This window comes from Streptomyces albofaciens JCM 4342 (assembly GCF_008634025.1).
In the GTDB taxonomy this organism is placed as follows: Bacteria; Actinomycetota; Actinomycetes; order Streptomycetales; family Streptomycetaceae; genus Streptomyces; species Streptomyces albofaciens.
The window spans coordinates 573669-599470 of sequence record NZ_PDCM01000001.1 but is presented as its reverse complement, the minus strand read 5'-3'; the positions used below and the strand labels follow the sequence as shown (position 1 = coordinate 599470).

At 72.0% G+C, this 25802-nt stretch carries 25 protein-coding genes; 14 read left to right on the top strand and 11 right to left on the bottom strand.

The window, feature by feature from the left end:
• Positions 1-149: 149 nt before the first annotated feature.
• Positions 150-815, bottom strand: a complete 666-nt coding sequence (locus CP973_RS02815) for a TetR/AcrR family transcriptional regulator (RefSeq protein ID WP_208853124.1) — start codon at positions 813-815, stop codon at positions 150-152.
• A gap of 99 nt (positions 816-914) precedes the next feature.
• On the opposite strand from CP973_RS02815, the gene CP973_RS02810 reads away from it, so the two are divergent.
• Complete coding sequence (locus CP973_RS02810) at positions 915-2510, top strand: FAD-dependent monooxygenase (protein ID WP_150237270.1); 1596 nt, start codon at positions 915-917, stop codon at positions 2508-2510.
• Positions 2511-3081: 571 nt separating this feature from the next.
• On the opposite strand, the gene CP973_RS02805 is transcribed toward CP973_RS02810, so the two are convergent.
• Entirely contained in the window at positions 3082-3810 is a 729-nt protein-coding gene (locus CP973_RS02805) for an AAA family ATPase (protein ID WP_150237268.1), read from the bottom strand.
• A 94-nt stretch (positions 3811-3904) separates the two neighbouring features.
• Between CP973_RS02805 and CP973_RS02800 the strand changes: the two genes are divergently transcribed.
• The 4 genes from CP973_RS02800 to CP973_RS02785 all read left to right on the top strand — a co-directional run bounded on the left by CP973_RS02800 (position 3905) and on the right by CP973_RS02785 (position 6320).
• Entirely contained in the window at positions 3905-4240 is a 336-nt protein-coding gene (locus CP973_RS02800) for a YnfA family protein (RefSeq protein ID WP_150237266.1), read from the top strand.
• A 58-nt stretch (positions 4241-4298) separates the two neighbouring features.
• A complete protein-coding gene (locus tag CP973_RS02795) occupies positions 4299-5084 on the top strand; it encodes an SDR family NAD(P)-dependent oxidoreductase (protein WP_150237264.1) in 786 nt (261 codons plus the stop codon).
• Between the two features lie 462 nt (positions 5085-5546).
• Positions 5547-5888 (top strand): RNHCP domain-containing protein, encoded by a 342-nt coding sequence (locus CP973_RS02790; RefSeq protein WP_150243046.1) that lies wholly within the window; start codon positions 5547-5549, stop codon positions 5886-5888.
• Between the two features lie 15 nt (positions 5889-5903).
• A complete protein-coding gene (locus CP973_RS02785; RefSeq protein ID WP_150237262.1) occupies positions 5904-6320 on the top strand; it encodes an RNHCP domain-containing protein in 417 nt (138 codons plus the stop codon).
• Positions 6321-6380: 60 nt separating this feature from the next.
• On the opposite strand, the gene CP973_RS02780 is transcribed toward CP973_RS02785, so the two are convergent.
• Positions 6381-7574, bottom strand: coding sequence for an RtcB family protein (locus tag CP973_RS02780; protein WP_150237260.1), 1194 nt, complete (start codon positions 7572-7574; stop codon positions 6381-6383).
• A gap of 160 nt (positions 7575-7734) precedes the next feature.
• On the opposite strand from CP973_RS02780, the gene CP973_RS02775 reads away from it, so the two are divergent.
• The 3 genes from CP973_RS02775 (at position 7735) to CP973_RS02765 (ending at position 11113) form a co-directional block, all read left to right on the top strand.
• The gene (locus CP973_RS02775; protein ID WP_150237258.1) at positions 7735-8625 is read left to right on the top strand and encodes a hypothetical protein; all 891 of its coding nucleotides are present in this window, start codon (positions 7735-7737) and stop codon (positions 8623-8625) included.
• A 242-nt stretch (positions 8626-8867) separates the two neighbouring features.
• Complete coding sequence (locus CP973_RS02770) at positions 8868-9593, top strand: DUF3558 family protein (RefSeq protein WP_150237256.1); 726 nt, start codon at positions 8868-8870, stop codon at positions 9591-9593.
• 110 nt (positions 9594-9703) lie between these two features.
• Entirely contained in the window at positions 9704-11113 is a 1410-nt protein-coding gene (locus CP973_RS02765) for a DUF2637 domain-containing protein (RefSeq protein WP_150237254.1), read from the top strand.
• A 21-nt stretch (positions 11114-11134) separates the two neighbouring features.
• Here the strand turns inward: CP973_RS02765 and CP973_RS02760 are convergent, their stop codons facing one another.
• The 4 genes from CP973_RS02760 to lysS all read right to left on the bottom strand — a co-directional run bounded on the left by CP973_RS02760 (position 11135) and on the right by lysS (position 16481).
• A complete protein-coding gene (locus CP973_RS02760) occupies positions 11135-13483 on the bottom strand; it encodes a glycoside hydrolase family 65 protein (protein ID WP_150237252.1) in 2349 nt (782 codons plus the stop codon).
• Positions 13480-14241, bottom strand: coding sequence for an HAD family hydrolase (locus CP973_RS02755; protein ID WP_150237251.1), 762 nt, complete (start codon positions 14239-14241; stop codon positions 13480-13482). The genes CP973_RS02760 and CP973_RS02755 overlap by 4 nt, the downstream gene beginning before the upstream one ends.
• Before the next feature lie 110 nt (positions 14242-14351).
• Positions 14352-14564: a hypothetical protein gene (locus CP973_RS02750; protein ID WP_150237248.1), complete on the bottom strand. Its 213-nt coding sequence runs from the start codon at positions 14562-14564 to the stop codon at positions 14352-14354.
• A 168-nt stretch (positions 14565-14732) separates the two neighbouring features.
• Entirely contained in the window at positions 14733-16481 is a 1749-nt protein-coding gene (lysS, locus tag CP973_RS02745; RefSeq protein ID WP_150237246.1) for a lysine--tRNA ligase, read from the bottom strand.
• Between the two features lie 154 nt (positions 16482-16635).
• On the opposite strand from lysS, the gene argS reads away from it, so the two are divergent.
• Positions 16636-18414 (top strand): arginine--tRNA ligase, encoded by a 1779-nt coding sequence (argS, locus tag CP973_RS02740; RefSeq protein ID WP_150237244.1) that lies wholly within the window; start codon positions 16636-16638, stop codon positions 18412-18414.
• A gap of 114 nt (positions 18415-18528) precedes the next feature.
• Here argS and CP973_RS02735 read toward each other — a convergent pair whose 3' ends face one another.
• Positions 18529-19926 (bottom strand): helix-turn-helix domain-containing protein, encoded by a 1398-nt coding sequence (locus tag CP973_RS02735; protein WP_150237242.1) that lies wholly within the window; start codon positions 19924-19926, stop codon positions 18529-18531.
• Between the two features lie 325 nt (positions 19927-20251).
• Between CP973_RS02735 and CP973_RS02730 the strand changes: the two genes are divergently transcribed.
• The 3 genes from CP973_RS02730 (at position 20252) to CP973_RS02720 (ending at position 22954) form a co-directional block, all read left to right on the top strand.
• The gene (locus CP973_RS02730) at positions 20252-21001 is read left to right on the top strand and encodes a DUF4232 domain-containing protein (RefSeq protein WP_150237240.1); all 750 of its coding nucleotides are present in this window, start codon (positions 20252-20254) and stop codon (positions 20999-21001) included.
• A 130-nt stretch (positions 21002-21131) separates the two neighbouring features.
• Positions 21132-22097 (top strand): class A beta-lactamase, encoded by a 966-nt coding sequence (gene bla, locus CP973_RS02725; RefSeq protein ID WP_150237238.1) that lies wholly within the window; start codon positions 21132-21134, stop codon positions 22095-22097.
• 143 nt (positions 22098-22240) lie between these two features.
• Positions 22241-22954, top strand: a complete 714-nt coding sequence (locus tag CP973_RS02720) for a DUF4328 domain-containing protein (RefSeq protein ID WP_150237236.1) — start codon at positions 22241-22243, stop codon at positions 22952-22954.
• Between the two features lie 43 nt (positions 22955-22997).
• Here CP973_RS02720 and CP973_RS02715 read toward each other — a convergent pair whose 3' ends face one another.
• Positions 22998-23447 carry an ATP-binding protein gene (locus CP973_RS02715; protein WP_150237235.1) on the bottom strand — a complete coding sequence of 150 codons (450 nt, stop codon included), beginning with the start codon at positions 23445-23447 and terminating at the stop codon, positions 22998-23000.
• Positions 23448-23617: 170 nt separating this feature from the next.
• Between CP973_RS02715 and CP973_RS02710 the strand changes: the two genes are divergently transcribed.
• On the top strand, positions 23618-24469 hold the full coding sequence (locus CP973_RS02710; RefSeq protein ID WP_150237233.1) for a helix-turn-helix domain-containing protein: 852 nt from the start codon (positions 23618-23620) through the stop codon (positions 24467-24469).
• Between the two features lie 5 nt (positions 24470-24474).
• Positions 24475-24684: a DUF397 domain-containing protein gene (locus CP973_RS02705; RefSeq protein ID WP_341874787.1), complete on the top strand. Its 210-nt coding sequence runs from the start codon at positions 24475-24477 to the stop codon at positions 24682-24684.
• Here CP973_RS02705 and CP973_RS02700 read toward each other — a convergent pair.
• Both CP973_RS02700 and CP973_RS02695 read right to left on the bottom strand, forming a co-directional pair.
• Positions 24666-25199, bottom strand: coding sequence for a GNAT family N-acetyltransferase (locus tag CP973_RS02700; RefSeq protein ID WP_150237231.1), 534 nt, complete (start codon positions 25197-25199; stop codon positions 24666-24668). The genes CP973_RS02705 and CP973_RS02700 overlap by 19 nt on opposite strands.
• On the bottom strand, positions 25196-25798 hold the full coding sequence (locus tag CP973_RS02695) for a helix-turn-helix domain-containing protein (protein WP_150237229.1): 603 nt from the start codon (positions 25796-25798) through the stop codon (positions 25196-25198). The genes CP973_RS02700 and CP973_RS02695 overlap by 4 nt, the downstream gene beginning before the upstream one ends.
• Between the last annotated feature and the right edge of the window lie 4 nt (positions 25799-25802).

Below are 25802 nucleotides of genomic sequence, written 5' to 3'. Positions count from 1 at the left end.
CTTCCCGGTTCCCTCGGGTACGGCGGTACGGCTCGGCCACCACCGTAGACATGGCGGGGGCGCCGCGTCCGGAGATCGCGTGAGCCGGGGCGGCGGGTGGGGTCCAAGTGGCGGGTCCGGCGCCGTGCCCTACGGGTGCTCGCCGTGCCCTACGGGTGCTCGGCGGTCAGATAGCGCTGGAGGGTGGGCGCCAGCCAGGCGACGATCTCCTCGCGGGTGAGGTGGACCGCGGGCGGCAGGAACAGCACGTAGCGCAGCATGCCGATGCCCACCAGCTGGGAGCCGACCAGGGCCGCGCGGGCCGGGACCTCGTCCGGGACCGGGCAGACGGCCGCGAGCATCGGTCTGATCTGTTCCGTGAAGACGCCGCGCAGCCGCTCGGCGCCCGCCTCGTTGGTGACCGCGACGCGCACCATCCCGGTCAGCGTCTCGTCGTTCTCCCAGCGGTCGAGGAAGTGCCGGACCATCCGGGCGCCGAGTTCGTCGCGCGGTACGGCCGTCAGGTCCGGCAGCCGCAGGTCGATCTCGGAGGCCGCCGCGAACAGGCCCGCCTTGTTGCCGTAGTAGCGCATCACCATCGACGGGTCGATGCCCGCGTCCTTGGCGATGGCGCGGATGGTGGCGCGTTCGTAGCCGTCGGCGGCGAAGCGGTCGCGGGCGGCGGCGAGGATCGCGGCGCGGGTGGCGTCGGAGCGGCGGGGGCGGTCCTGGGCGGTGCGCTCCGCCGCGCGGCCGGGGGCCGGTGCGGCGGCTGGGGCGCCGGACGGCGCGGCGTGCGTGTCGGTGTCCGGCGCTGAGGGGACGGTATCGGCCATGCCAACGACTGTAGGCCAACGACTGTTGACGCGCCAGCACGGCGGGTCTACCGTTGCCAACAAGCGTTGACCAACAAGTGTTGGCATTTGGAGGCGGCCATGCGGCACCGCACACCCGGAACCACCGACGACCTGACCCCCGTACCCGCCGACCGGACCGCCGACGTCATCGTCGTCGGCGCCGGACCCACCGGACTGCTGCTCGCCGGAGACCTCGCCGTCGCCGGCCTGCGCGTCACCCTCCTGGAGCGCCGCGCTCCCGGCATCAGCAACCTCACCCGCGCGCTGGCCGTGCACGCCCGCAGCCTCGAACAGCTCGACGCCCGCGGCCTCGCCGACGAACTCGTCGCGGGCGGCCACGCGCTCCCCCGCGTCCAGCTCTTCTCCGGCGCGGTCCTGGAACCGGCCCGGCTGCCCACCCGCTTCCCGTTCGTGCTGATCACCCCGCAGTACGAGGTCGAACGGCTGCTGGAGCGGCGCGCGCAGAAGGCCGGCGTCACCTTCCGGTACGGGGCCCGCGTGACCGGACTGGACCAGGACGCCGACGGCGTGGACGTCCACGTACAGGAGGAAGGCGGCGCCACGACGTACCGCGCGGCCTACCTCGTCGGCACGGACGGCGTGCACAGCACCGTGCGCGAGGCCCTCGGCCTGCCGTTCCCCGGCCGGTCCGTGGTGCGTTCCGTCGTCCTCGCCGACGTACGGCTGGACCAGCAGCCCGCCGTCCCGCTGGTCGCCAACGCCAACGGCGACGCCTTCGCGCTGATCGGCGACTTCGGCGACGGCTGGTACCGCGTCATCGGCTGGGACCGCCACCGCCAGATCCCCGAGGACACGCCCGTCGAGGAGGACGAGATCCGCGCGTACATGCGTCTCGCCCTCGGCAGCGACTACGGCATGCACGACGTGCGGTGGACCTCCCGCTTCCACAGCGACGAACGCCAGGTGCCCCGCTACCGCGTCGGCCGCGCCTTCGTCGCCGGCGACGCCGCGCACGTCCACTCCCCGGCCGGCGGCCAGGGCATGAACACCGGGCTCCAGGACGCCGCCAACCTCAGCTGGAAGCTCGCCGCCGTCCTGCGCGGCGACGCGCCCGACAGCCTGCTGGACAGCTACCACACCGAACGCCACCCGGTGGGCCGGACGGTGCTGCGCAGCAGCGGCGCGCTCGTCCGGTCTGCGCAGCTGCGCACCCCGCCGCTGCGGGCGCTGCGCGCGGTGTCCGCCCAGGTGCTCAACCACGTGCCGCCGCTGGCCGACCGCGTGCTGGCAATGATCAGCGGCATCGGCATCTCGTACGCGGCCGGGCGCGGCGCCCACCCGCTCGCGGGCAAGCGCGCCCCCGACCTCCGGCTGGCGGGCGGCACCCGGCTGCACGAGGCGCTGCGGGACGGGGCGTTCGTGCTGGTCACGCCGGAGGGCGAGAAGGTGCCGGGGGATGTGGGGGAAACCGTGCCGACGGGCCGTACGGATGCCGCCGGCGCACCGGCCGACGGGTCCGCGCCCGGCCCCCGTCTCGTACGGGCCGCCTGGGACAGCGACCGGCGCACCGCGCTGCTCGTGCGCCCCGACGGCTATATCGCCTGGGCCACCGACGCCGCCGACCCGGAGGTGCGCGCCGAGTCCCTGCGCGGTGCCCTCGTCCGCTGGACCGGCGCCGGCCGGGCCGCGGCCCGCACCGCCGCCCGGCCGTGACCACCACGTCCCCGCGCACCCGGTGCGGCCGGCCGCGCGACCCGTCCCCCGGCCATGAACGGGGGACGGGTCCGCGCCGTCCGCCGCGCCCGGCCGTCCCCGGGCCGGGCACGCCGGACACTTGCCGGGCCTGGCGGCCGGACCGGATCCCGCAGCTGCCCGGTCGCGCCGCCCGCCACCGAAGTCCGGTGCGGATACCACGTGATGGTGGGTGAAACCGTGCCCCGGGGAACCGCGGGATGCGCCGGTGTTCCGGATACACCGCGGAATTCGAGGTGGGCCACCTGTTGTGCACCGATCGACGAAAGCCGCGTTTTCCCGCTGTGCCCGCCGCTCGCCGACCGGCGTTGCGCCCCCCGGTAGAAGGGGAATCTAAGGAGCCACATGTCCCGTGACAAGGGGCTCCGCCAGGGGATGTGACGCACCGTACGGTTTTTGGCCAGTGGTTCGCCCTTCACGTAGCGCCGGCTCGCGGAGTGCTTTCCCTTCCCGTCAACGCCCGCTTCCGGACATTCACCGGCGGCCGGCTCCGGCCATTTCGGAAACGCCGCGCCCGAACAGGCGGCGCCGATCAGCCGACGATGTGCCGCAGATATGCGCGCGGGTCGGTGAGATAGCGGCGCCAGTGGTCGACGAGACCCAGCTCCTCCCAGGCCACCGAGCGCATGCCGTGCTCACCGACCTCGACTATCTCCGCGCCGGGCAGGGCCGTCAGCACCGGCGAATGGGTGGCACAGATGATCTGGGCGCCGCCGCGGCCCAGCTCCGCCAGCACGCCGACCAGCTCCAGGCAGGACGTGAACGACAGGGCTGCCTCGGGCTCGTCCAGCACATACAGCCCCGGCTGCCGGAACTTCTCCCGGAACGCCATCAGGAAGCCCTCGCCGTGGCTCATCGTCTCGGGCACGCCCGACAACCGCTCGCGGGCCAGCGCCTCCCACGCGGTCTCGGCCCGCAGGAAGAAGCCGCGCCGGCGGGTGCGCGGGCCGCGGACCATGCGGCGGCCCGCCGTCGTCGCGTCGAAGCGGATGGCGCAGCCCAGCTCGGACGGCACGCGGGAACTGGCGTACTTGTGACCGGCCGAGCCGCCGTACGAATCGAGGCCGAAGCCCTCCGCCAGGGCCTCGGCCAGCGTCGACTTGCCGGAGCCGTTCTCGCCCACGAGGAAGGTGACCGGCGCGCGGAATTTCAGCCCGTCCTCGGCCAACCGGCGCACGCACGGAACCGTCCAGGGCCAGCGGTCCCCGGTCTCCGCCACCGCTTCCTCGGAGCGATCCACGTATGCGCGTTCGATGAGCATGTCTCGAAGCTCTCACACGCCACTGACAACGGCCCCGCACCGGCCGCCCACCGCGCTCCCCGGAGCCGGACCGCCCCCTGCCTACCCTGTGCTCATGCTGTTCGCCCGCTCCGCCGCCCTCTTCGCCCTCGCCGCCCTGTTCGAGATCGGCGGCGCCTGGCTCGTCTGGCAGGGCGTGCGCGAACACCGCGGCTGGCTGTGGATCGGCGCGGGCGTGCTCGCCCTCGGCGCGTACGGCTTCGTCGCCACGCTCCAGCCGGACGCCGACTTCGGCCGCATCCTGGCCGCGTACGGGGGCGTCTTCGTCGCCGGCTCGCTGGCCTGGGGCATGGTCGCGGACGGCTACCGCCCGGACCGCTGGGACGTGACCGGCGCGCTGGTCTGCCTGGCCGGGATGGCTTTGATCATGTACGCGCCGCGGGGGCGCTGACCGCGCCTATTCTGCGTACGTAGCACGAACGCCGCCGCCGCGCCCGAGGAGCCGCCGCATGACCGCCGTACCCGACGTGCCGCCCGCCGCCCGTACCCGTACCGCCGTCGTCACCGGAGCCAGCAGCGGCATCGGCGCCGCGACCGCCCGCCGGCTGGCCGCGGACGGCTACCGCGTCGTCCTCGCCGCCCGCCGCAAGGACCGCGTCGAGGCGCTGGCCGCCGAACTGCCGGACGCCGAGGCGTACCAGCTCGATGTCACCGACCGCGCCGCGGTGGACGCCTTCGCCGCCGACCTCGGCGCGCGCCACGACTCGGTGGACGTCCTGGTCAACAACGCCGGCGGCGCGCTGGGCGCGGACCCCGTCGCCACCGGCGACCCGGCCGACTGGCGCACGATGTACGAGGTCAACGTCATCGGCGTGCTGAACGTGACGCAGGCCCTGCTGCCCGCCCTGACCGCCTCCGGCGACGGCACGGTGGTCGTCGTCTCCTCGACCGCGGGCCACGGCACCTACGAGGGCGGCGGTGGCTATGTCGCCGCCAAGCACGGCGCGCACGTCATCGCCGAGACGCTCCGGCTGGAGCTGTGCGGCGAGCCCGTGCGCGTCATCGAGATCGCCCCCGGCATGGTGAAGACGGACGAGTTCGCCACCACCCGCTTCCGCGGCGACACCGCCAAGGCGGCCAAGGTGTACGAGGGCGTGGCCGAGCCGCTGACCGCCGACGACGTCGCCGACACCATCGGCTGGGCCGTCACCCGCCCCGCCCACGTCAACATCGACCTCCTCGTCGTGCGCCCGCGCGCCCAGGCGGCCAACCACAAGGTGCACCGGACGGCCTGAGGCCGTCGCGGGCGGGGGCGGCCGGGGCGCCGGAAAACCGGTGGCGCCACGGCCGCGCCCGCCCGTACCGTTTCCTGCGTCACCGCACGTGCGGGCGCTGAGCCACACGTGTCCCCTCACTCGGGCCTCGCCCTGGAAAGCAGTGTCTATGCCCCGGCCGGCGCTGAGCGCGCCTCACCACCGCGCGGACGCATTCCGCCGCTGACGTTCGCCGTCTCCGGCCGTCGTCCGCCCTGCCGGCACGGCCCCGGCCGCACCCGCCTCCGGGCGGTGCCGCCCGCTGCCCGTACGACCGAGGCCGCTCGGCCTGCTCCCACTGCCTTTTCCAGACACGTTCCGGCAAGGAGTCCCCGAGTGCTGTCCAACAGCTCCCACGGTTCCAGCAGTTCCCACCCGTCCCACAGTTCGCACGGTTCCCGTAACCCGGGCGCCCGGCGCGACGAGCGCACCGCGTCCCGTCCGCTGCCGCGCACCGACACCTTCACCTGCGTACGGTGCGGCCTGACCGTCACCACGCTCGGCCCCGACGGCAACCGCCGCAACCACTGCCCCAGCTGTCTGCACTCCCAGCATGTGCACGACGCCGTCGAGGGCGGCCCGTCCACCTGCCTGGGCCGTATGTCGCCCATCGCCATCGCCGTGCTGCGCACCGGCGACTGGATGGTCGTCCACCGCTGCACCCGCTGCGACGAGCTGACCTCCAACCCGGTCTCGCCGGACGACAACCAGCTGATCCTCATGCGGATGGCGGTCCGGCCGCTGGCCTCGCCGCCGTTCCCGCTCGAAGCGTTCGGCGACCTGTAGGGCGGGGGCGACGACATGCCACGACGCAGCAACTCCGCACAGCGGCGCCGCGCCCAGCGGCCCAAGGACGTCCTGCACGGCCCCGGCGGCGCGCCCGGAGACGCGTTCCGCTGCCTGGGCTGCCGCCTGGAAGTGCCCCTGGCCGCACCGGGCACCGCCCACCGCAACCACTGCCCGCACTGCCTGACCAGCCGCCACGTGGACCGCCGCGTCCCGGGCGACCGGTCCGCGGAGTGCGGCGGCCGGATGCGGGCGCTGTGCCTGACCACCCGGCAGAACGGCGAATGGCTGCTGGTCCACCAGTGCCTGGCCTGCGGTGAGCTGAGCACCAACCGCACGGCGGGCGACGACAACGCGCTGGCCCTCGTACGCCTGGCCGTCCGTCCTCTGGCGGACACCAGCAGGCCCGTACGAGCGCTGCTCACCCTGTGAAACACCGGGGCCCGGACCGGCGGAAACCGGCCCGGGGCCCCGGCCCGGGAGTGCGCGCGGTCAGCCCTTCACACACACCACCTGCTTGAGCCTGGCCACCACCTCGACCAGGTCCCGCTGCTGGTCGATGACCTTCTCGATCGGCTTGTACGCGCCCGGGATCTCGTCCACGACGCCGGAGTCCTTGCGGCACTCCACGCCCCGCGTCTGCTCCTCCAGGTCCCGCGTGGAGAAACGCTTCTTCGCGGCGTTGCGGCTCATCTTCCGGCCGGCGCCGTGCGAGGCGGAGTTGAAGGACGCCGGGTTGCCGAGGCCCTTGACGATGTAGGAGCCGGTGCCCATCGAGCCGGGGATGATGCCGTACTCGCCGCTGCCGGCGCGGATCGCGCCCTTGCGGGTGACCAGCAGGTCCATGCCGTCGTAGCGCTCCTCCGCCACATAGTTGTGGTGGCAGGAGATCACCGGCTCGAACGTCGGCTTCGCCTTCCTGAACTCCTTGCGGACGACGTCCTGGAACAGCGCCATCATGATCGCGCGGTTGTGCTTGGCGTACTCCTGCGCCCAGAAGAGGTCGTTGCGGTAGTCCGCCATCTGCGGGGTGTCCGCGATGAAGACGGCGAGGTCGCGGTCGACCAGGCCCTGGTTGTGCGGCAGGTCCCGGGCCCGGCCGATGTGGAAGTCGGCCAGCTCCTTGCCGATGTTGCGGGAGCCGGAGTGCAGCATCAGCCACACCGAGCCGGACTCGTCGAGACAGAACTCGATGAAGTGGTTGCCGCCGCCGAGCGAACCCATCTGCTTGACCGCCCGGTCCTGCCGGAACCTGACCGCTTCCGCGACCCCGTCGAAACGGCGCCAGAAGTCGTCCCAGCCGCTCGTCGCCAGGCCGTGCAGCCGGCCCGGGTCCACCGGGTCGTCGTGCATGGCCCGCCCGACCGGGATGGCCTCCTCGATCTTCGAGCGCAGCCGGGAGAGGTCGCCGGGGAGGTCGTTCGCGGTGAGGGAGGTCTTCACGGCGCTCATGCCGCAGCCGATGTCGACGCCGACGGCGGCCGGGCAGACCGCTCCGTGCATGGCGATCACCGACCCGACCGTCGCACCCTTGCCGTAATGCACGTCCGGCATCACGGCCAGGCCCTTGATCCATGGCAGGGTGGCCACGTTGCGCAGCTGCTGCATGGCCACGCCCTCGACCGTGGACGGGTCCGTCCACATGCGGATCGGAACCTTCGCTCCGGGCACTTCGGTGTACGACATAACTTCCCCATTCCCCCGAAAAACAATAAATAGCAAAAGCCGGACAAACAGTCTGATGAAGGACAGGGAACCGGCGTATGCGGCAGAACGTGCGGTAGACATTGTGTCCATCTGCCGTCGGGCCGAGGCAACCAGATTTCCTACGGAAGGAGCCGGTCAGGTGCAGCGAAGGTCGTTCGTACCGGGTGCCGCACTGGCGACCGCGGCAGCGCTGGCCGCCACGCTCACCTCCTGCACCGGCGGCTCCGGTTCCGGCAACGGCGCCACCGACACCAAGGGCGGCGACACGGCCGCCACCACCCAGTCCGCCGAACCGGGCAAATACCGCACGCTCCCCGAGCCCTGCGGCCTGCCCTCCAGGAACACGCTGCGCCGGCTGCTGCCGCCCGGCGGCGAGGAGAGCCCGCAGGACGCCGAGAAGGTCTACGCGGGCACCGCCGACATCACGTACGACACGGACCGGCGCGTCGGCTGCCGCTGGAAGCGCGAGGCCCCGGACGGCACCCGCCACCTCAGCCTGGACTTCGAGCGGGTGGTCTCCTACGACCCCGCGGTCAGCGACGACGACAAGGCGCAGAACGTCTACGCGAAGAAGGAGCTCGCCGCCGAGCTGCCGGCCGCCACGGGCAGCGCCAAGCCCACCCCCAGCGCCGGGGACAAGGGCGGGGACGGCAAGCCCGGCGCCGGCGGGGACGGCGAGGACGCCGGCAAGACCGCCGCCGGCGGCAAGGCGTCCCCCGCCCCCACGGGCTCCCCGTCCGGCTCGCCGAGCACGGACCCGAGCACGGACCCGAGCGCGTCGCCCGGCTCCCCCACCGCCCCGCGCGTCCTGGACGGCCTCGCCGACGCCGCCTTCCTCAACGACAAGCTGATCACCGCGGACAGCGGAGTGCACCGCGACGTGTCGATCGTCTTCCGCTCCTCGAACGTGATCGTGACCATCACCTACGACCGGTGGTCGGCCGACAAGACGGCGCTGCCGGACAGCAAGGACCTCCAGGACAAGGCCCAGGCGCTGGCGCAGGAGCTGGCGGACCGCTTCAACGATTAGGGCGGACCGCCGCACCGGCCGGCGCGGACCGCTTCAGCGAATAGTCCGGTTTGTCCGGCGAGTAACGTCACGAATCGCCCTCCGGCCGTCCTGTGCCGCGTACCGTGTGCCCCCGAGCCCCCGCGCGGCAACGCCGCCGCGCGCCCCGCAGGACGCACCGCACGCGGGCCGCGCCCGGACCGCGAGCGGTGCCCGACGGCGTCCCACCGACGCGCCGAACGACGACGAACAGCGAAGGAACCATGCACCGTTCAGCCAAGCGACTCGCCAGCCTCCTCGCCTGCGCAGCCGTACCGGTGATGCTCGTCGCCGGCTGCTCCTCCGACGACTCCGGCAAGAAGAAGGACGAGGGCGGCAGCGCGGCGCCGAAGAGCGCCTCGCCGAGCAAGGGCGGCAGCGCCTCGCCCAGCGTCACGCCCGCCAAGATGAAGAAGCTGCCCAACCCCTGCCAGGCCGTGTCCAAGGACACGCTCAAGAAGCTGGTGCCCAAGACCAAGAACGAGGACGGCGAGCAGGGCAAGTCCTCCGACGCCATGGCCCGGGGCTACTGCGCCTGGAAGAGCTCCGACGAGCAGGGCGTGGACGGCACCCAGTACCGCTGGCTGGACGTCGGCTTCCAGCGCTACGACTCCGACCCGACCCTGGGCAGCGGCGAGAAGCGCGCCACCGACTTCTACAAGAAGCAGGTCGACACCTCCAAGGCCACCCAGGGCGCCAAGAACGTCAAGACCGGCGCGGTCGAGGGCACCGGCGACGAGTCGGCGTGGATCACGTACGACCTGAAGAAGGAGGACGACGACTTCAAGAACCAGACGGTGATCGCCCGCACCGCGAACGTCGTGGTCACCGTCAACTACAACGGCGCGGGCCTGGCCGGCGCCGACGCCCCCGACCCCAGCGACCTCCTCAAGCTCGCCGAGAGCGCCACCCAGGAGGCCGTCGCCTCGGTCGCCAAGGCCAACCAGTAACCCGACGGTCCCTCCCCGGCCCCGGCCGGACGGGTGTGCCAGGCTGAGCCGCCACAGTCAGCCGACCGACCGGGGAGGGATCGCGGGTGCCCGCGACACACGCGACACGCTTGAGCCGTACCCACCGCATCCTGATCGGCGTGGTCGTCGCCGGCGCGGCCCTGATCGCCGCGATCGGCTTCACCGGCTCCTACGCGGCCGTCCGCGACCTGGCCGAACGCAAGGGGTTCGGCGCCTTCTCCGCCGTCTTCCCCATCGGGATCGACGCGGGGATCGTGGTGCTGCTGGCCCTGGACCTCCTGCTGACCTGGACCCGCATCCCCTTCCCGCTGCTGCGCCAGACCGCCTGGCTGCTGACCGCCGCCACCATCGCCTTCAACGGCGCGGCGGCCTGGCCGGACCCGCTCGGCGTCGGCATGCACGCGGTGATCCCGGTGCTCTTCGTGGTCGCCGTCGAGGCCGCCCGGCACGCCGTCGGCCGGATCGCGGACCTCACCGCCGACAAGCACATGGAGGGCGTCCGGCTCGCCCGCTGGCTGCTGGCGTTCCCGTCCACCTTCCGGCTCTGGCGCCGGATGAAGCTGTGGGAACTGCGCTCGTACGACGAGGTGATCAAGCTGGAGCGGGACCGGCTGGTCTACCGGACGCAGTTGCGGGCCCGGTACGGGCGGGCCTGGCGGCGGCGGGCACCGGTCGAGGCGCTGATGCCGCTGCGGCTGGCGCGCTACGGGGTGCCGCTGGCGGAGACGGGCGCGGCGGGGCTGGCGGCGGCGGGGATATCCGTGCCGGAGCCCGCCGCCGTACGGGAAGGGCGCGAGACGGGTACGGCGGCTTCCGCTGCCGTTACGGAAGCGCCCGCGCCCGCCCCGGGAACCCCGGCCGCGCCCGAGCCGCCCGTACTCGATCGGCCGCCGGTTCCGGAGTCCGTACAGGAGTCCGTACAGGAGTCCGTACAGGAGTCCGTACAGGAGTCCGTACAGGAGCCCGCGCCGGAACCGGAACCCGTACGCGCACCCGCACCCGCACCCGCACCGGAAGCGGGAGCGGAACCGGAAGCGGTCGGCGCCTCGGAACCGAACCCCGTCCCCACCCCCGCCGACACCCCCACCGAGCACCCGCCCCACGATTCCCGCCTCACCGTCCCCGTCGGCCCCGGCCGCAAGCGGGCGCTCGGCGGGACCGCGGGGCCGCTGCCCGTCCCCGAGCCGCGCAGCGCCCCGGCGGAGCCCGAGCCGGAGCCGGAACCGGCGGAACCCGCGCCCGCCGACCTCGGCCCCGGCCTCACCGCCCTCCCCGACGACATCCCCCGCGAAGAGGCGTATTACGGCGCCTTTCGCCGGTTCATCGCCGAGAAGAACGACTTCCCCGACGCCCGGCAGTTCGCCCGATACCTCCAGAACGTCTACGGCGTCACCGGGCGCGAGGGCGGGCCGCTCAGTGAGAACTACCTGCGGTCGTTCGTGCGCGAGTTCCGGCAGCGGTTCCGGGAGGAGATGGAGACTGCCGAGCACATCCCGTAGGAGCCCCGGTACGGCACCGGTTCAGTGGCGCCTCATCGGGCGGCGTCCCGGCGGCTGGGTGGGTTCCGGGCGGGCCGCCAGTTCGGGGATGTCGCGTTTCTGGGGGCTCTTGTCGGAGACGGTGAGCGGTTCGCCGTAGTGCCGTATTTCCAGCGGGGCGCCTTCGGCCATCGTGTACGTCGCGACCGAGTCGGTGATCTCCACGCGCAGCCGCCGCCCCAGCACCTGCACCGAGAACGCCAACCGGCTGAGCCGCTCGGGGAGGCGGGGCGCGAAGGACAGCGACTGGCCGGTGTGCCGCATGCCGCCGAATCCGGCGACGAGGGCGATCCACGTGCCCGCGAGCGACGCGGTGTGCAGGCCGTCGCGGGTGTTGTTCTCCAGGTCCTGGAGGTCCATCAGCGCCGCTTCGCCCAAGTAGTCGTAGGCCAGGCGCAGATGGCCCACCTCGGCGGCCACGACGGCCTGGCAGCAGGCGGACAGGGACGAGTCGCGGACGGTCAGCGGCTCGTAGTACGCGAAGTTGCGCGCCTTGTGCTCCGCGTCGAAGCAGTCGTCGCGCTTGTACATGGCGAGGACCAGGTCCGCCTGCTTGACCACCTGTTTGCGGTAGAGGTCGAAGTAGGGGAAGTGCAGCATGAGGGGGTACTGGTCGGGGCGCGTGCCGGCGAAGTCCCAGACCTGGTGGGCGGTGAAACCGGCCGACTGCTCGTGCACCCGCAGCGTGTCGTTGTACGGCACGGCCACCGCCTCCGCCGCGTCCCGCCACGCCGCGCTCTCCTCGTCGTCGACGCCCAGCGCTCGGGCCTCCCGGGGGTGGCGTTCGACCACGTCGGCGGCGGCCCGCAGGTTCGCCTGGGCCATCAGGTTGGTGTAGACGTTGTCGTCCGCCACGGCGCTGTACTCGTCCGGCCCGGTGACACCGTCGATGTGGAACGTGCCGTGGTGGTCATGCTGGCCGAGCGAGTGCCACAGCCGGGCCGTCTCCACCAGGATCGGTACGGCGGTCTCCCGCTCGAACTCCTCGTCGCCGGTGGCGCACACGTAACGCACGACCGCGTCCGCGATATCGGCGTTGACGTGGAACGCGGCCGTACCGGCCGGCCAGTAGGCGGAGCACTCCGAGCCGTCGATCGTCCGCCAGGGGAACGCCGCGCCGCGCAGGCCGAGTTGGGCCGCCCGCTCGCAGGCGGCGGGCAGGGTGTCCTGCCGCCAGCGCAGCGCCTCGGCGACGGCGGCCGGCGAGGTGTAGGTGAGCATCGGCAGGACGAAGGTCTCGCTGTCCCAGAAGGTGTGGCCGTCGTACCCGGAGCCGGTCAGGCCCTTCGCCGGGATGGCGCGCTGCTCGGCCCGCGCGCCCGCCTGGAGGACGTGGAAGAGCGCGAAGCGCACCGCCTGCTGGATCTCCGCGTCGCCGTCGACCTCGACGTCCGCGCGGCTCCAGAAGTCGTCCAGGTACGCGCGCTGCTCGTCGACCAGCCCCTGCCAGCCGGTGCTGCGGGCCCCGGCGAGCGCCGCATCCACCTGGTCGCGTACGGCGGGCAGCGACCGGGCGCCGGACCAGCCGTACGCCACCGTCTTCTCCACGCGCAGCCGCTGGCCCTCCCGCAGCCGCGAGGTGACCGTGAAGCGGGCCACGTCGTCGCCGCTCTCACCGTCGGTACGGGTGGCGTCCTCCGGCCCGTCCACGACATGGTCGGCGGCGGCGGCGACCCGCAGGCCGCTGCGGCGGGTGCGGTGCACCAGCCGCAGGCGCGCGTCACGGGCGAAGTGCTCCTCCGGCACCAGCGGGTTGTGCAGCGCCGAGGAGACCCGGGGGTCGCCGCCGGCCTCGGGCAGCTGCTCGTTGGTGACGAGTTCGGACTGCACCACGACCCGGACCTCGGAGTCCAGCGGCTCGACCTCGTAGGCGACGGCGGCGATGGCCCGCTGCGTGAAGGAGACCAGGCGGGTGGAGGTCACCCGTACGGTGCAGCCCGCCGGCGAGGTCCATTCGCAGGTGCGGCGCAGCACCCCGGCGCGCAGGTCCAGCACCCGCTCGTGGGAGCGCAGCCGCCCGTAGCGCAGGTCGAACGGCTCGTCGTTGACCAGCAGCCGGATCAGCTTGCCGTTGGTGACGTTGATGACCGTCTGCCCGGATTCCGGATAGCCGTAGCCGGCCTCGGCGTACGGCAGCGGGCGCAGCTCGTGGACGCCGTTGAGGTAGGTGCCGGGCAGGCCGTGCGGCTCGCCCTCGTCGAGGTTGCCGCGCCAGCCGATGTGCCCGTTGGACAGCGCGAAGACGGACTCGCTCTGCGGCAGCACGTCCAGGTTGAGGTCGGTCTCGCGCAGCAGCCAGGGTTCGCAGGAGTACGAGCGGTGGGTGATCATGCCTGACCGTCCTCCTTCAGCAGCTCGGCGAGGTCCTCGACGACGACGTCGGCTCCGTGCCGCCGCAGCGCCTCGGCCTGGCCGGCCCGGTCGACGCCGATGACGTACCCGAAGCGGCCGGCCCGCCCGGCGTCCATACCGGCCAGGGCGTCCTCGTAGACGGCCGCCTGCGCGGCGGGGACGCCCAGCTCCTTGGCCGCCTCCAGGAAGGTGTCCGGGTGCGGTTTGCCCGGCAGCTTGCGCTCGGCGGCCACGTTCCCGTCGATCCGTACGTCGAAGAGGTCCGCCATGTGCACCGACTCCAGGACCTCGCGGCAGTTCGCGCTGGAGGAGACGACGGCGGTGGCCAGGCCCCGGTCGCGTACGGCGTCGACGTAGCGGCGGGAGCCCTCGTACGCCTCGGCGCCCACCTCGCGGAGCTTCTTCAGCAGCAGGTTGTTCTTGCGGTTGCCCAGCCCGTGCACGGTCTCGCGGTCCGGCGGATCGTCGGGCGCGCCGTCCGGCAGCTCGATGCCACGGGAGGCCAGGAAGGTGCGGACGCCGTCGGCGCGCGGGCGGCCGTCCACGTACTCGTCGTAGTCGGCGACCGGGTCGAAGGGGGTGAATCCGGGGCCGTCGCGGTGGCGCAGGAAGTCGTCGAAGGTCTCCTTCCAGGCGGCCGTGTGCACGACGGCCGTCTTGGTCAGGACGCCGTCGAGGTCGAACAGACAGGCCCGGACCGTTTCCGGCAGGCCGAGAGGGGTCAGCGAATCCGTCATGGGAGACGAGTCCCCGCCCGATGTTCTCCGTATGTCTGTTCCGGTCATTTCCCCCCGGAACCCAGCCGGGGGCAGCCGGGGGCAGCCGTGACGGCGACGGGTCGGAACACCTAGGCGCCGGAGCCGGTCCGCTTCCGCCGCTTCTTGTCCGCCTCCTCCCACCAGATCAACGCGAGCCCGGCCACTGCTATGGCGATGTAGAGGGGCGTGGGCAGATCGAACCAGTGCGGCAGGATGCCCCAGCCCTGGCCGTCGGTGAAGGTGCGGCCCAGCGCGCCCATGGCGCCCTGGATCACGATGATGATGCCGATGATTCCTCGCATGGAACCACCATCACGCGTGCGGCCCCGGGGATCGTCGTCCCCGGGGCCGAACCGGTCCTCGTTCGAAAGTGGCAGCCGCGCGGGCCGGGCCTCATACCCGTACGCGCGCGCCGCCCGGCACCCGGGCGCGCACCGCGCCGGATGCCCGTACGCGCCGCTGCCGGGCGGTCACGCCCCCAGCAGCTTGCGCACCCGGTCCGCGCCGACCGCCAGCAGCAGCGTGGGCAGGCGGGGACCCGTGTCGCGCCCGACGAGGAGGTTGTACAGCAGCGCGAAGAACGCGCGCTGGGCGACCTTCAGCTCCGGCGTCGGCTTGGCCTCCGGCGTCAGACCGGCCTGGATCTTCGGGACGCCGTAGACGAGCGTGGTCAGGCCGTCCAGCGACCAGTGCTCGTCCAGGCCGTCCAGCAGCAGGCGCAGCGACTCGCGGCCCTGCTCGTCCAGCGAGCCGAGCAGCTCGGTGTCGGGCTCCTCGCGCACGATCGTGCGCTGGTCGGCCGGGACCTGGGTGTTGATCCAGTACTCCGCGCGGTCCAGCCGGGGGCGGGTCTCGTCCAGGGACGTGACCGGGTTCGCCGGGTCCAGCTCGCCGAGGATGCGCAGGGTCTGCTCGTCGTGCCCGCCGGTGATGTCGACCACCGAGGCGAGGGTGCGGTACGGCAGCGGGCGCGGGGTGCGGGGCAGCTCACCGGCGGCCGTGCGGACCGCGCGGGAGTGCGCGGCCGCGTCGGCGGGCAGCGCCGAGCCGTCGGCGACCTTGGCCTCCAGCTTGTCCCACTCGTCGTACAGCCGCTGGATCTCCTGGTCGAAGGCGATCTTGAAGGCCTGGTTGGGCTTGCGGCGGGCGTACAGCCAGCGCAGCAGCGGGGCCTCCATGATCTTCAGCGCGTCGCCCGGGGTGGGCACGCCGCCCTTGGAGGAGGACATCTTGGCCATGCCGCTGATGCCCACGAAGGCGTACATCGGGCCGATCGGCTGCGCGCCGCCGAAGACCTCGCGCACGATCTGCCCGCCGACCACGAACGACGAGCCCGGCGAGGAGTGGTCCACACCGGACGGCTCGAAGATCACGCCTTCGTACGCCCAGCGCATCGGCCAGTCGACCTTCCAGACCAGCTTGCCGTGGTCGAACTCCTTCAGGAGCACGGTCTCGGCGTGGCCGCACGCGGTGCAGGTGTAGGCCAGCTCGGTGGTCTCGTCGTCGTACGACGTGACCTGGGTGAGGTCCTTGTCGCAGGCGGTGCAGTACGGCTTGTACGGGAAGTACTCGGCGCCGGCGGCGCTGCCGTCGTCCTCACCGGCCGCGCCGGAGCCCTCCGCCGCCGCCAGCTCGGCCTCGTCGACCGGCTTCTGCTGCTTCTGGGGCTGCTTCTTCTTCGGCTCGCCGGTCGCCTTGTCCTTGGTGCGGTAGCGGTCCAGGACGGCGTCGATCTCGGTGCGGTGCTTCATCGCGTGCAGGATCTGCTCGCGGTACGCGCCGGAGGTGTACTGCTCGGTCTGGCTGATGCCGCGGTACTCCACGCCCAGCTCGGTGAGCGCCTCCTCCATGGCGGCCTTGAAGTGCGCGGCCCAGTTCGGGTACGCGGAGCCTTCCGGGGCCGGGACCGAGGTCAGCGGCTTGCCGATGTGCTCGGCCCAGGACTCGTCGATGCCCGGGACACCGGCCGGAACCTTGCGGTACCGGTCGTAGTCGTCCCAGGAGATGATGTGCACGCATTCGTGGCCGCGGCGGCGGATCTCGTCGGCGACCAGGTGGGGGGTCATCACCTCGCGGAGGTTGCCGAGGTGGATCGGGCCGGAAGGGCTGAGGCCCGAGGCGCAGACGATCGGTTTGCCGGGGGCGCGGCGCTCCGCCTCGGCAATGACCTCGTCCGCGTACCTGGAGACCCAGTCGGTCTCGGTGCTCTGCTGAGCCACGATCGGCCCTTCCTCTTCTCACCACTCGACAGCCTGACGGCCCCATTCTCCCAGACGGAGCCGGAGCCGGATTTTCCCTGTGGAAAACCGATGGAACCGCCATGGGATACTCGGTGGCAAACCCTTTCCACTTCAACGGAACGGCCTTCATTCCATGACTTCGGTCCCTTCCCTCGCAGCCACGGTCAACCAGTGCGTCGCGGACGCCCTCTCGGCAGCCCTGCCGGAGGCCGGCGCCGCCGACCCGCTGCTGCGACGAAGCGACCGGGCCGACTTCCAGGCCAACGCCATGCTCGCGCTGGCCAAGAAGCTGGGGGGCAACCCGCGCGAGCTGGCCTCGAAGGTCGTCGGGCAGCTCCCCACCGGTGACGTGATCAAGGAGATCGAGGTCTCCGGCCCCGGCTTCCTGAACATCACCCTCTCCGACGAGGCGATCGTGCGGACGCTGGCCGCCCGCGCCGCCGACGACCGCCTGGGCGTGCCGTACGCCGAGCACGCCGGCACCACGGTCATCGACTACGCCCAGCCGAACGTCGCCAAGGAGATGCACGTCGGCCATCTGCGCTCCGCCGTGATCGGCGCCGCGATGGTCGAGATCCTGGAGTTCACCGGCGAGAAGGTGGTCCGCCGCCACCACATCGGCGACTGGGGCACCCAGTTCGGCATGCTCATCCAGTACCTGATCGAGCACCCGCACGAGCTGGACCACAAGAGCGACGCCCAGTCCTCGGAAGCCTCCGGTGAAGAGGCCATGTCCAACCTCAACCGCCTCTACAAGGCCTCCCGCGCGCTGTTCGACTCCGATCCGGAGTTCAAGGAGCGCGCGCGCCGCCGGGTGGTGGACCTCCAGGCCGGCGACGAGCAGACGCTCGCCCTGTGGCAGCGCTTCGTCGACGAGTCGAAGGTCTACTTCTACTCGGTCTTCGACAAGCTGGACATGGAGATCCGGGACGCGGACGTGGTCGGCGAGTCCGGCTACAACGCCATGCTGGCGGAGACCTGCCGCCTGCTGGAGGAGTCCGGCGTCGCGGTCCGCTCCGACGGCGCGCTCTGCGTCTTCTTCGACGACATCAAGGGCCCGGACGGCAACCCGACCCCGCTGATCGTCCAGAAGGCCGACGGCGGCTACGGCTACGCGACCACCGACCTGTCCGCCATCCGCGACCGGGTCGGCAACCTCGGCGCGTCCACCCTGCTGTACGTGGTCGACGCCCGCCAGTCGCTGCACTTCAAGATGGTCTTCGAGACCGCCCGCCGGGCCGGCTGGCTGGGCGAGGACGTCCAGGCCGTACAGCTCGCCTTCGGCACCGTGCTCGGCAAGGACGGCAAGCCGTTCAAGACCCGCGAGGGCGAGACGGTCCGCCTGGTGGACCTGCTCGACGAGGCGGTGGAGCGGGCGACCGCCGTGGTGCGGGAGAAGGGCGAGAACATCGGCCTGACCGAGCGGGAGATCGTCGAGAACGGTCAGCAGGTCGGCATCGGCGCGGTGAAGTACGCGGACCTGTCCACCTCGGCCGCCCGCGACTACAAGTTCGACCTGGACCAGATGGTCTCGCTCAACGGCGACACCAGCGTCTACATCCAGTACGCGTACGCCCGTATCCGCTCCATCTTCCGCAACGCCGGGACCGCCGCGCCCAAGGCCCACCCGGAGCTGGCGCTGGCCCCCGCCGAGCGCGCGCTGGGCCTGCACCTGGACCAGTTCGCGGAGACCGTGCACGAGGCCGCGGCCGGCCACGAGCCCCACAAGCTGGCCGCGTACCTGTACCACCTCGCCTCCCTCTACACGACCTTCTACGACCAGTGCCCGGTCCTGAAGGCCGAGGGCGGCAGCGAGCAGGTCGAGAACCGCCTGTTCCTGTGCGAGCTGACGGCGCGCACGCTGCACCGCGGCATGGCGCTGCTGGGCATCCGCACGCCCGAGCGGCTCTGACGCCCGCCTGACGCGTACGGGAAAGGCCCCGCCGGAACGATGGGTTCCGGCGGGGCCTTCCCTTTGTCATTTGCCCTTGTCCGTGTCCTTGCGTCTTCTTTTCCCCGCCCGTCCTCAGTACTCGGCGGGCTCCCATACGCCCTGGTCGTGCCGATAGTGGTAGGCCGCCCGCCCCTCCATCGCGCTCGTACGGAACGGCCTGCCGTGGTCGTCCAGGCGCAGCGTGCCGCGCCGGCCCCCGCTGCTCCACTCCAGCTCCAGGTACCAGCTCACGTCGTTCGCCTCGGTGTGCGCGTCGACGTAGAGCATCTGCGGGTCGGACGCCGACACCTTGAACGGGAAGTCGGTCGCCGGGATCTTCCGGTCCCCCTGCTCCCCGGCCACCGGCCGCATCAGCGGCTGCGGCGCGTCCAGTGCGACGTCGAACGACGCCGGGGTGAGCCCGCCGCCGCAGCCGTTGCCCATGGAGAACGCCGAACCCGCCGGCGCGGGCGTCCGCGCGGCGGTCCGTACGTTCAGCGAGTGGAGGACGACGGCCTCGTCCCCCGTGCCCTGCACGGCCACCGAGATCCGCAGGTGCCCGCCGGGCACCGCGCCCAGCGCGTTCGCCCAGCCGCGCGCGTCCGGGCCGGAGGGCGGCGGAGGCACCTTGGCCGGCGGCTTGTCGAGCAGATACCAGCGGTCACAGGGGTTGCCCCAGTTGTTCATCCGGACATCGGCGGTAAGCGGGGTGCCGCTGCTCCGCTTGCTCCCGGCGGCCATGCCCTCGTCGCCGCCCGCACCGCCGCCGGGGGTGGAGGCGTTCGGGCTCGGGGTGGGCGAAAGGCTGCCCCGCGTCGGCTCGTCGCTCGTACCGGAGGAGGCGGTGGCGGAGGGCGAACCGGACGTGCCACCGCCGGTGGCCGGGCCGCGCCCGCCCTGGCCGGGGCGCTCGGCCACGCGCGCGTCGGCCGTACCCGTACCCCCACCGTCCGCGCCGGAGGAGGTCACGGCGACGGCTACGGGGACGGCCAGGGCCACCACGGCTGCGGCGGCCAGGGCCAGGCGGAGTTTGGGGGTGGGTTTGGGGGTGGGGGCCGGGGTGGGTTTTGAGGTGGGTTCTCGGGTGGTGGGGACCGGTGCGGGCGTCGGCTCCACGGGGTCCGCATCAGCGGGCTCCGGAACGGCGGCCTCCGGTTCCGGAGCGGCCTCTGCCGCCGGGCCGGTCTCCGCTACGGTGCCGGCCTCCGCCGTCCGCCTCCCCCGCGCCGCGTCCGCCAGGATCCACTGGCGGTGCAGCTCGACCAGTTCCTCCGGCTTCGCGCCGCACACCCGGGCCAGCCGCTCCACGGGTGCGTAATCCGTCGGCACCGCGTCGCCGTTGCAGTAGCGGTGCAGCGTGGACGTACTCATGTGCAGGCGTTTGGCCAGGGCCCCGTAACTGAGCCCTGACCTCGTCTTCAACGTGCGCAGCAGCGCCGCGAAGCCGTCCGTGCCGGATGCCGTTCCCACTGCTTCCCCCTCGTGCCCCATCCCACGACCGCGTTCCAGGGAACCCCCATTCCCCCAGGTCAGCGTACGCGTATTCGTTCCAGCGTCCCGTATGTCGGGGCGGCTGTTGTGGCCGGGACGGACCGTCGCACAGGCTGTGACCACCGCAGACGCCCCGACCGGGGCCCTACCGGGGAGCAGCCGTGCGGACCCGTTCCCGCTGTCGTCCCGATCGCCGTCTCGACCTTGCCGACTTCGCGGCACTGAGCGTTCTCGCCCTCTGTGTCGTCGTCATCGCAGCGGTACTGAACGGCACCTGACCCACCGCCCTCGTCCACGCCCTTCCGTTCCACGGGGAGAACCACCCATGCCCTCGCGCCTCTTCACCACCCGCACCGCCCGCACCACCCGCACCACCCGGATCGCCGCCTCCGCCGCGGCCGTCGCCGCCGCCTTCTCGCTGACCGCGTGCGGCGGCGGTGAGGACGGCAAAAAAGCGGCCGGGGCGGAGCAGCCCGCGGTCTCCGCCGGGCCCCACGCCTCCGCCGGTTCCGCTCCTTCGGACGGCGCGGGTGGCTCCGGCGGTACGGGCCCGTCGGCCAAGTCCCCCACGGGCGCGGGCCCACAGGGCGGCCACGGCTCGAACGCGACTCCCACCAAGGCCGGCGGCGGAGGCAAGCACGGCACCGCGACCGGCGGGAAGTCCACGGCCTGCACCGCGGCCAACACCAAGGTGACCGTCTCCAAGCTCAGCCGCCCCATCAATCACCTGCTGCTCACCCTCACCAACACCGGTTCGACCCGCTGCGACGCCTACCACTACCCGGCCCTGCGCTTCGACGACGCCCAGGCGCCCACCGCGGTGCGGCAGGACAGCAAGCCGCAGGCCGTGGTGTCCGTCGAGCCGGGCCGGTCCGCGTACGCGGCCGTTCGCACGTCGGACGCCAGCGGTGAGGCCGAAGGCGGGAAGACGGTGCGCAGCCTGGAGGTGTTCTTCGCGAACCGGGACGGCGGCTACGGTGACCGCTCGGCCCGTCCCGCGCTGCCGAAGGGCACGTACATCGACGACTCCGCCCAGGTCACGTACTGGCAGAGCGCACTGGACGACGCGCTCTAGACGCGACGGCATCGGCTCCAGACGCCCTCCAACAGCAGCCACGGCGCCGCCGGGCTTGCCGCAACCAACCCCTCCGCCCCAACGTCCCCACCAGCAACAGCCAACCGGGGGACTGGGGAAAGGACACACCATGCGCAAGCCCACGACGTCACTCACCCGGCGGTCCGTGCTCGGCGTCGGCCTCGGCCTCGGCGGCGCGCTCGCCCTCGGCTCCACGACGGCGAGCGCGGCATCGGCCGGAGCGGTCCCGTCCGGAACCACCCGGCCCGGAACCACCTCGTCCGGAAACCTCGCCGCCGTCCGCCGACTGCGCGCCCTGGAGCGGGAACACCAGGCCAGAGTGGGCGTCTTCGCCCTCAACCTCGCCACCGGCGCGACCCTGCTCCACCGCGCCCACGAACTGTTCCCGATCTGCTCCGTCTTCAAGACGCTCGCCGCCGCGGCGGTGCTGCGCGACCTCGACCACGACGGCACCCAGCTGTCCCGCGTCGTCCACTACACCGCTGCCGACGTGACGAAGTCCGGCCACGCGCCCGTCACCAAGGACCACATCGACACCGGCATGACCATACGTGCGCTGTGCGACGCGACGATCCGCTACAGCGACAACTGCGCCGGCAACCTCCTCCTGCGCGAGCTGGGCGGCCCGACCGCCATCACCCGCTTCTGCCGCTCCCTCGGCGACCCGGTGACCCGCCTCGACCGCTGGGAGCCGGAGCTGAACTCCGCCGAGCCGGACCGCCGTACGGACACCACCGCCCCGTACGCCATCGCCCGCACCTACCAGCGGCTCGTCCTCGGCAACGCCCTGGACCGCCCGGACCGCGCGCTGCTGACCGACTGGCTGCTGCGCAACACCACCAGCGTGGAGAGGTTCCGCAAGGGCCTGCCGAAGGACTGGAAGGTGGCCGACAAGTCCGGCGGCGGCAGCACGTACGGTACGAGCAACGACGTGGCCATCGCCTGGACCCCCGACGGCGCCCCGGTCGTCCTCGCCCTCTTCACCCACAAGCCGACGCAGCCCACCGCCTCGGGCGACACTCCCCTGGTCGTCAAGGCGGCCACCGTCATGTCCGAAGCGGTCACCACGGCCTGAGCCGGTCGCCCCACACCTCTCCCCCTCGCTGCCCCGGCCGTCACCTCCGGCCGGGGCAGTTTGCAGAGGCACACACCATCCCGTAAATTCCTCTCCTTCCGCCCAAGGACGGGCATTTACTCGCGCAGGAGAGTTACCGCCCCATGTCCCACATACCCGTCCCCCCGTACGACGGATTCCCGCCCACCGGCGGCCCGGCACTCCGCCCGACCAAGGGCCTGGCGACCGCCGTCTCCGTCCTGCTGTACGCGGTCATCGCCACCGACCTCTTCGCACTCGGCGCCGACCTGAACATGCGGGCGCTGCTGGGCGATCTGGCTACCGTGTCCAAGCAGGAGGCCGACCGGGCCGATGCCCTGTACGCGCTGGCCGCCGTCCTCCAGAGCAGCGTCCTGCTCGCCACCGCCGTCGTCTTCATCGTCTGGTTCCACCGCTCCCGGGTGAACGCCGAGCACTACACCCGCGATGTGTGCACCCTGGGGCGCGGCTGGGCCATCGGCTCCTGGTTCGTCCCCATCGGCAACCTGTGGCTGCCGTACCGCGTCGCCAAGGAGACCTGGCAGGCCAGCGCCCAGTCGGCGCCCGACGGTTCCTGGCGTACGGTCTCGCTCGCGCCGGTACGGGCCTGGTGGACGCTGTGGGTCGTGTCGCTGGTCGTCGGCCGGATCGGCAACACCCTCTACGACAAGGCGCAACTGCCGGACACCATCCGCCTGGCCGTGTCGGTGGTCGCGCTGTCCGACCTCCTGGACATCGCCGCGGCCGCCCTCGCCATCCTGTTCATTCGCAAACTGACCCGAATGCAGCAGCTCCCCGCCGCACCGTACGCAGCGCCCTACCCCAGCCCCCAGCCCTGAGGCCGGGCGCTCCCCACGGCCGCCGGTACGGCAACGACCCACCTCACCCGAGCCCGCTCCCACCCTCACCACTCCGCAACGGACACCCTTCCCCCAACTCGAACCACATCACCTTCCCCCCACCCGACCCCAACGCCCCCGCCCCGTAAGCGAAGCCGCCGAAGTTCTCGGCACACAACCTGACCAGCCCCAGCCCCCGCCCGGCCTCGGCCGCCGGTCCGGCCACCGCGGCCGCGTCGAAGATCGGCAGCTCCGGATTCCCGTCCCACACGCTGACGCGCAGACGCGCCCCGATCCGCTTCACCCGCACGTTGGCGGGGCCCTCCGCGTACCGGTACGAGTTGGCGATCAACTCCGACGCCAACAGCTCCGCCCCGTCGACCAGTTCCGCCTCCCCGTGCTCTTCCAGCACCAGCCGCACCACCCGCCGCGCGACGCGCGGAGCGAGCGGATTGTCGGACATCTCGAACGCGTACTCCCAGCCACCGGACATGCGAAGCCTCCGTTGCGGATGCGCTGTTGACCCACGCGGAGCGTGAGTGATGCGCGACACACGGTAGCGCCACTGGGGGTCGTCATGCACCAACTTTCGGCACATACTTGCTCCTCTGGACCATGACTGGCTGCACCGGCAGACTGTGCGCGACATGAGAGTGAGGGTCGATGCCGCCCAGGACCACACCGACAGTGCGCCAGCAACGTCTGGGCGCCGAGCTGCGCAAACTCCGCGAGAGCGCTGGTATGACCGCTTCGGCCGCCGGTTCCCTGCTAGGTGTCGATCAAGCGCGCATCAGCAACATCGAGCGCGGTCGTGCCGGGATCAGTGCCACCCGCGTGCGCACGTTGGCGTGCAACTACGCTTGCGGGAACCAGGCCCTCATCGAGGCGCTCGCGGCCATGGCCGGAGATCGCACCCGTCACTGGTGGGAGGAATACCGCGGGACCCTGCCCGCCGGGCAACTCGACATCGCCGAGATGGAATTCCACGCCACCGAGATCCGAACGGCACAGACCTCCACACTGCCCGGCCTCCTGCAAACCATCGACCACGCGCGCGTCGTCTTCAACCAGGGTGTACCACCCTTGCCGCCGCACGAGGTCGAGCACCGCACCTCATTCCGCATCAAGCGTCAGGCCGCCATTTACCGGGACGGTGCGGCCCCCTATACCGCGGTCATTCACGAGGCGGCCCTACGGATGCAGTTCGGCGGCCCCTCGGTCGCACGCAAGCAGCTTGAGCACATCATCGCGGCGAGTGAACGTGACAACGTCACCGTTCTGGTCATCCCGTTCTCCGCAGGTGAGTTTCCTGGCTCCGGGCAGACGATCATGTATGCCGCCGGACCGACGCCGGAGCTCGACACGGTGCAGCTCGATCAAATGGGCGGGCCCGTGTTTCACGACGCAGCTGCCCAACTGTCGCGATATCGAGCCGTCGTGGAGCTGCTGACTCGAAAGGCCCTCACCGCTGCCGCTTCCCGGGACTTCATTCACAGCATCGCCCACGAACTCTGAAAGGCGTGATCGTGCCGTCCACCCACTGGCAGAAGTCGTCCTACTGCGCGGACTCCAGCAACTGCTTGAGCCTATCCGCATCCCCCGACCACACCATACGAATCCGGGAGAGCGAGGCCCCCCACACGGTGCTCACCACCACTAAATCCCAGCTCGGCTCCCTCATAGACGCCATCAAGAACAGCGCCCTCGCCCCTCACCCCACCTCCTTGTAAAAAAACGTGCAATCCCGCAACTCCCCGCCCGGGTCCGCCGCATAGGCCGGAACCGTCCCGTACGGCGTCCAGCCCGCGCGCCGGTAGAGACAATCCGCCGCGCTGTCCGTCTCCGTGTCGAGGAGCAGGAGGCGGAAGCCGGAGCGGGCAGCGGCCTGTTCGGCGGTGGTGAGGAGGGCGCGGCCCAGGCCCTGGCCTCGGGCAGCCGGGTGGACGAGGAGTTTGACGATTTCGGCGCGGTGGCGGGCGTTGGGTTTGTGGGGGTGGGCGAGGCTGATGGTGCCCATGACGCCTTCGGGGGTTTCGGCCGCCCAGATGTCCAGGGTGCCGGACGCCACGGCGGGGCGCTGGGTCCGCCACCAGGCCGCCGCCGCTTCACGGTCGAAGGGAGCCGTGAAGCCCAGGGAGGAGCCGCCCGCGACGGTGTCGGCGAGGAGGGCGGCCAGGCCCGGGACGCTGCGGTCGAAGGCGGCGGGGGTGAGGCGGGTGAGGGTGGACGTCGTGGCGCTGCTCATGGCAGGACCACCAGCAGGGCGTAGCGCGCCGCAGTCGCCCCCGTACACCGGAAGCGCGTCGGCCCCCAAAGGCGGAAGCGGAGGCAGTCGCCCGTGCGGAGGGTGTGTGCCGTGTCGCCTGTGGTGATTTCCAGTTCGCCGGCCAGCAGCCAGATGTGCTGTTCCAGGCCGGGTACGGGTGGCGGGCTGTCGTAGGCGATGTCCGCGCCGGGACGGAGCGTGCCTTCGACGACCTCGCCCCGTAGGCCGGGGTGGGGCGGTGAGACCGACCGGCGGGTGAAGCCGGAGGGGGCGTCGTGCCAGACGGACTGCTCGCCGGCGCGCACCAGTTGAGGAGGCTCCGCCTCGACTTCGGCCAGCAGGCGGGACATCGGACGCTCGTACGCGGCGCACAGCCGGTTCAGCAGGGCCGCCGTGGGGCTGATCTCGGCGCGTTCCAGGCGCGAGAGGGTCGAGCGGCTCACGTCCGTACGCCGGGCCAGTTCGTCGAGCGACCAGCCGCGCTCCGTACGCAACTCGGCCAGCCGGGCGGCGAGTCGGGGCTCGATCGCAGGGGGTGGAACGACGCCAGGGGCGCCGGACCGCGCTTCGCTTCCCATATCC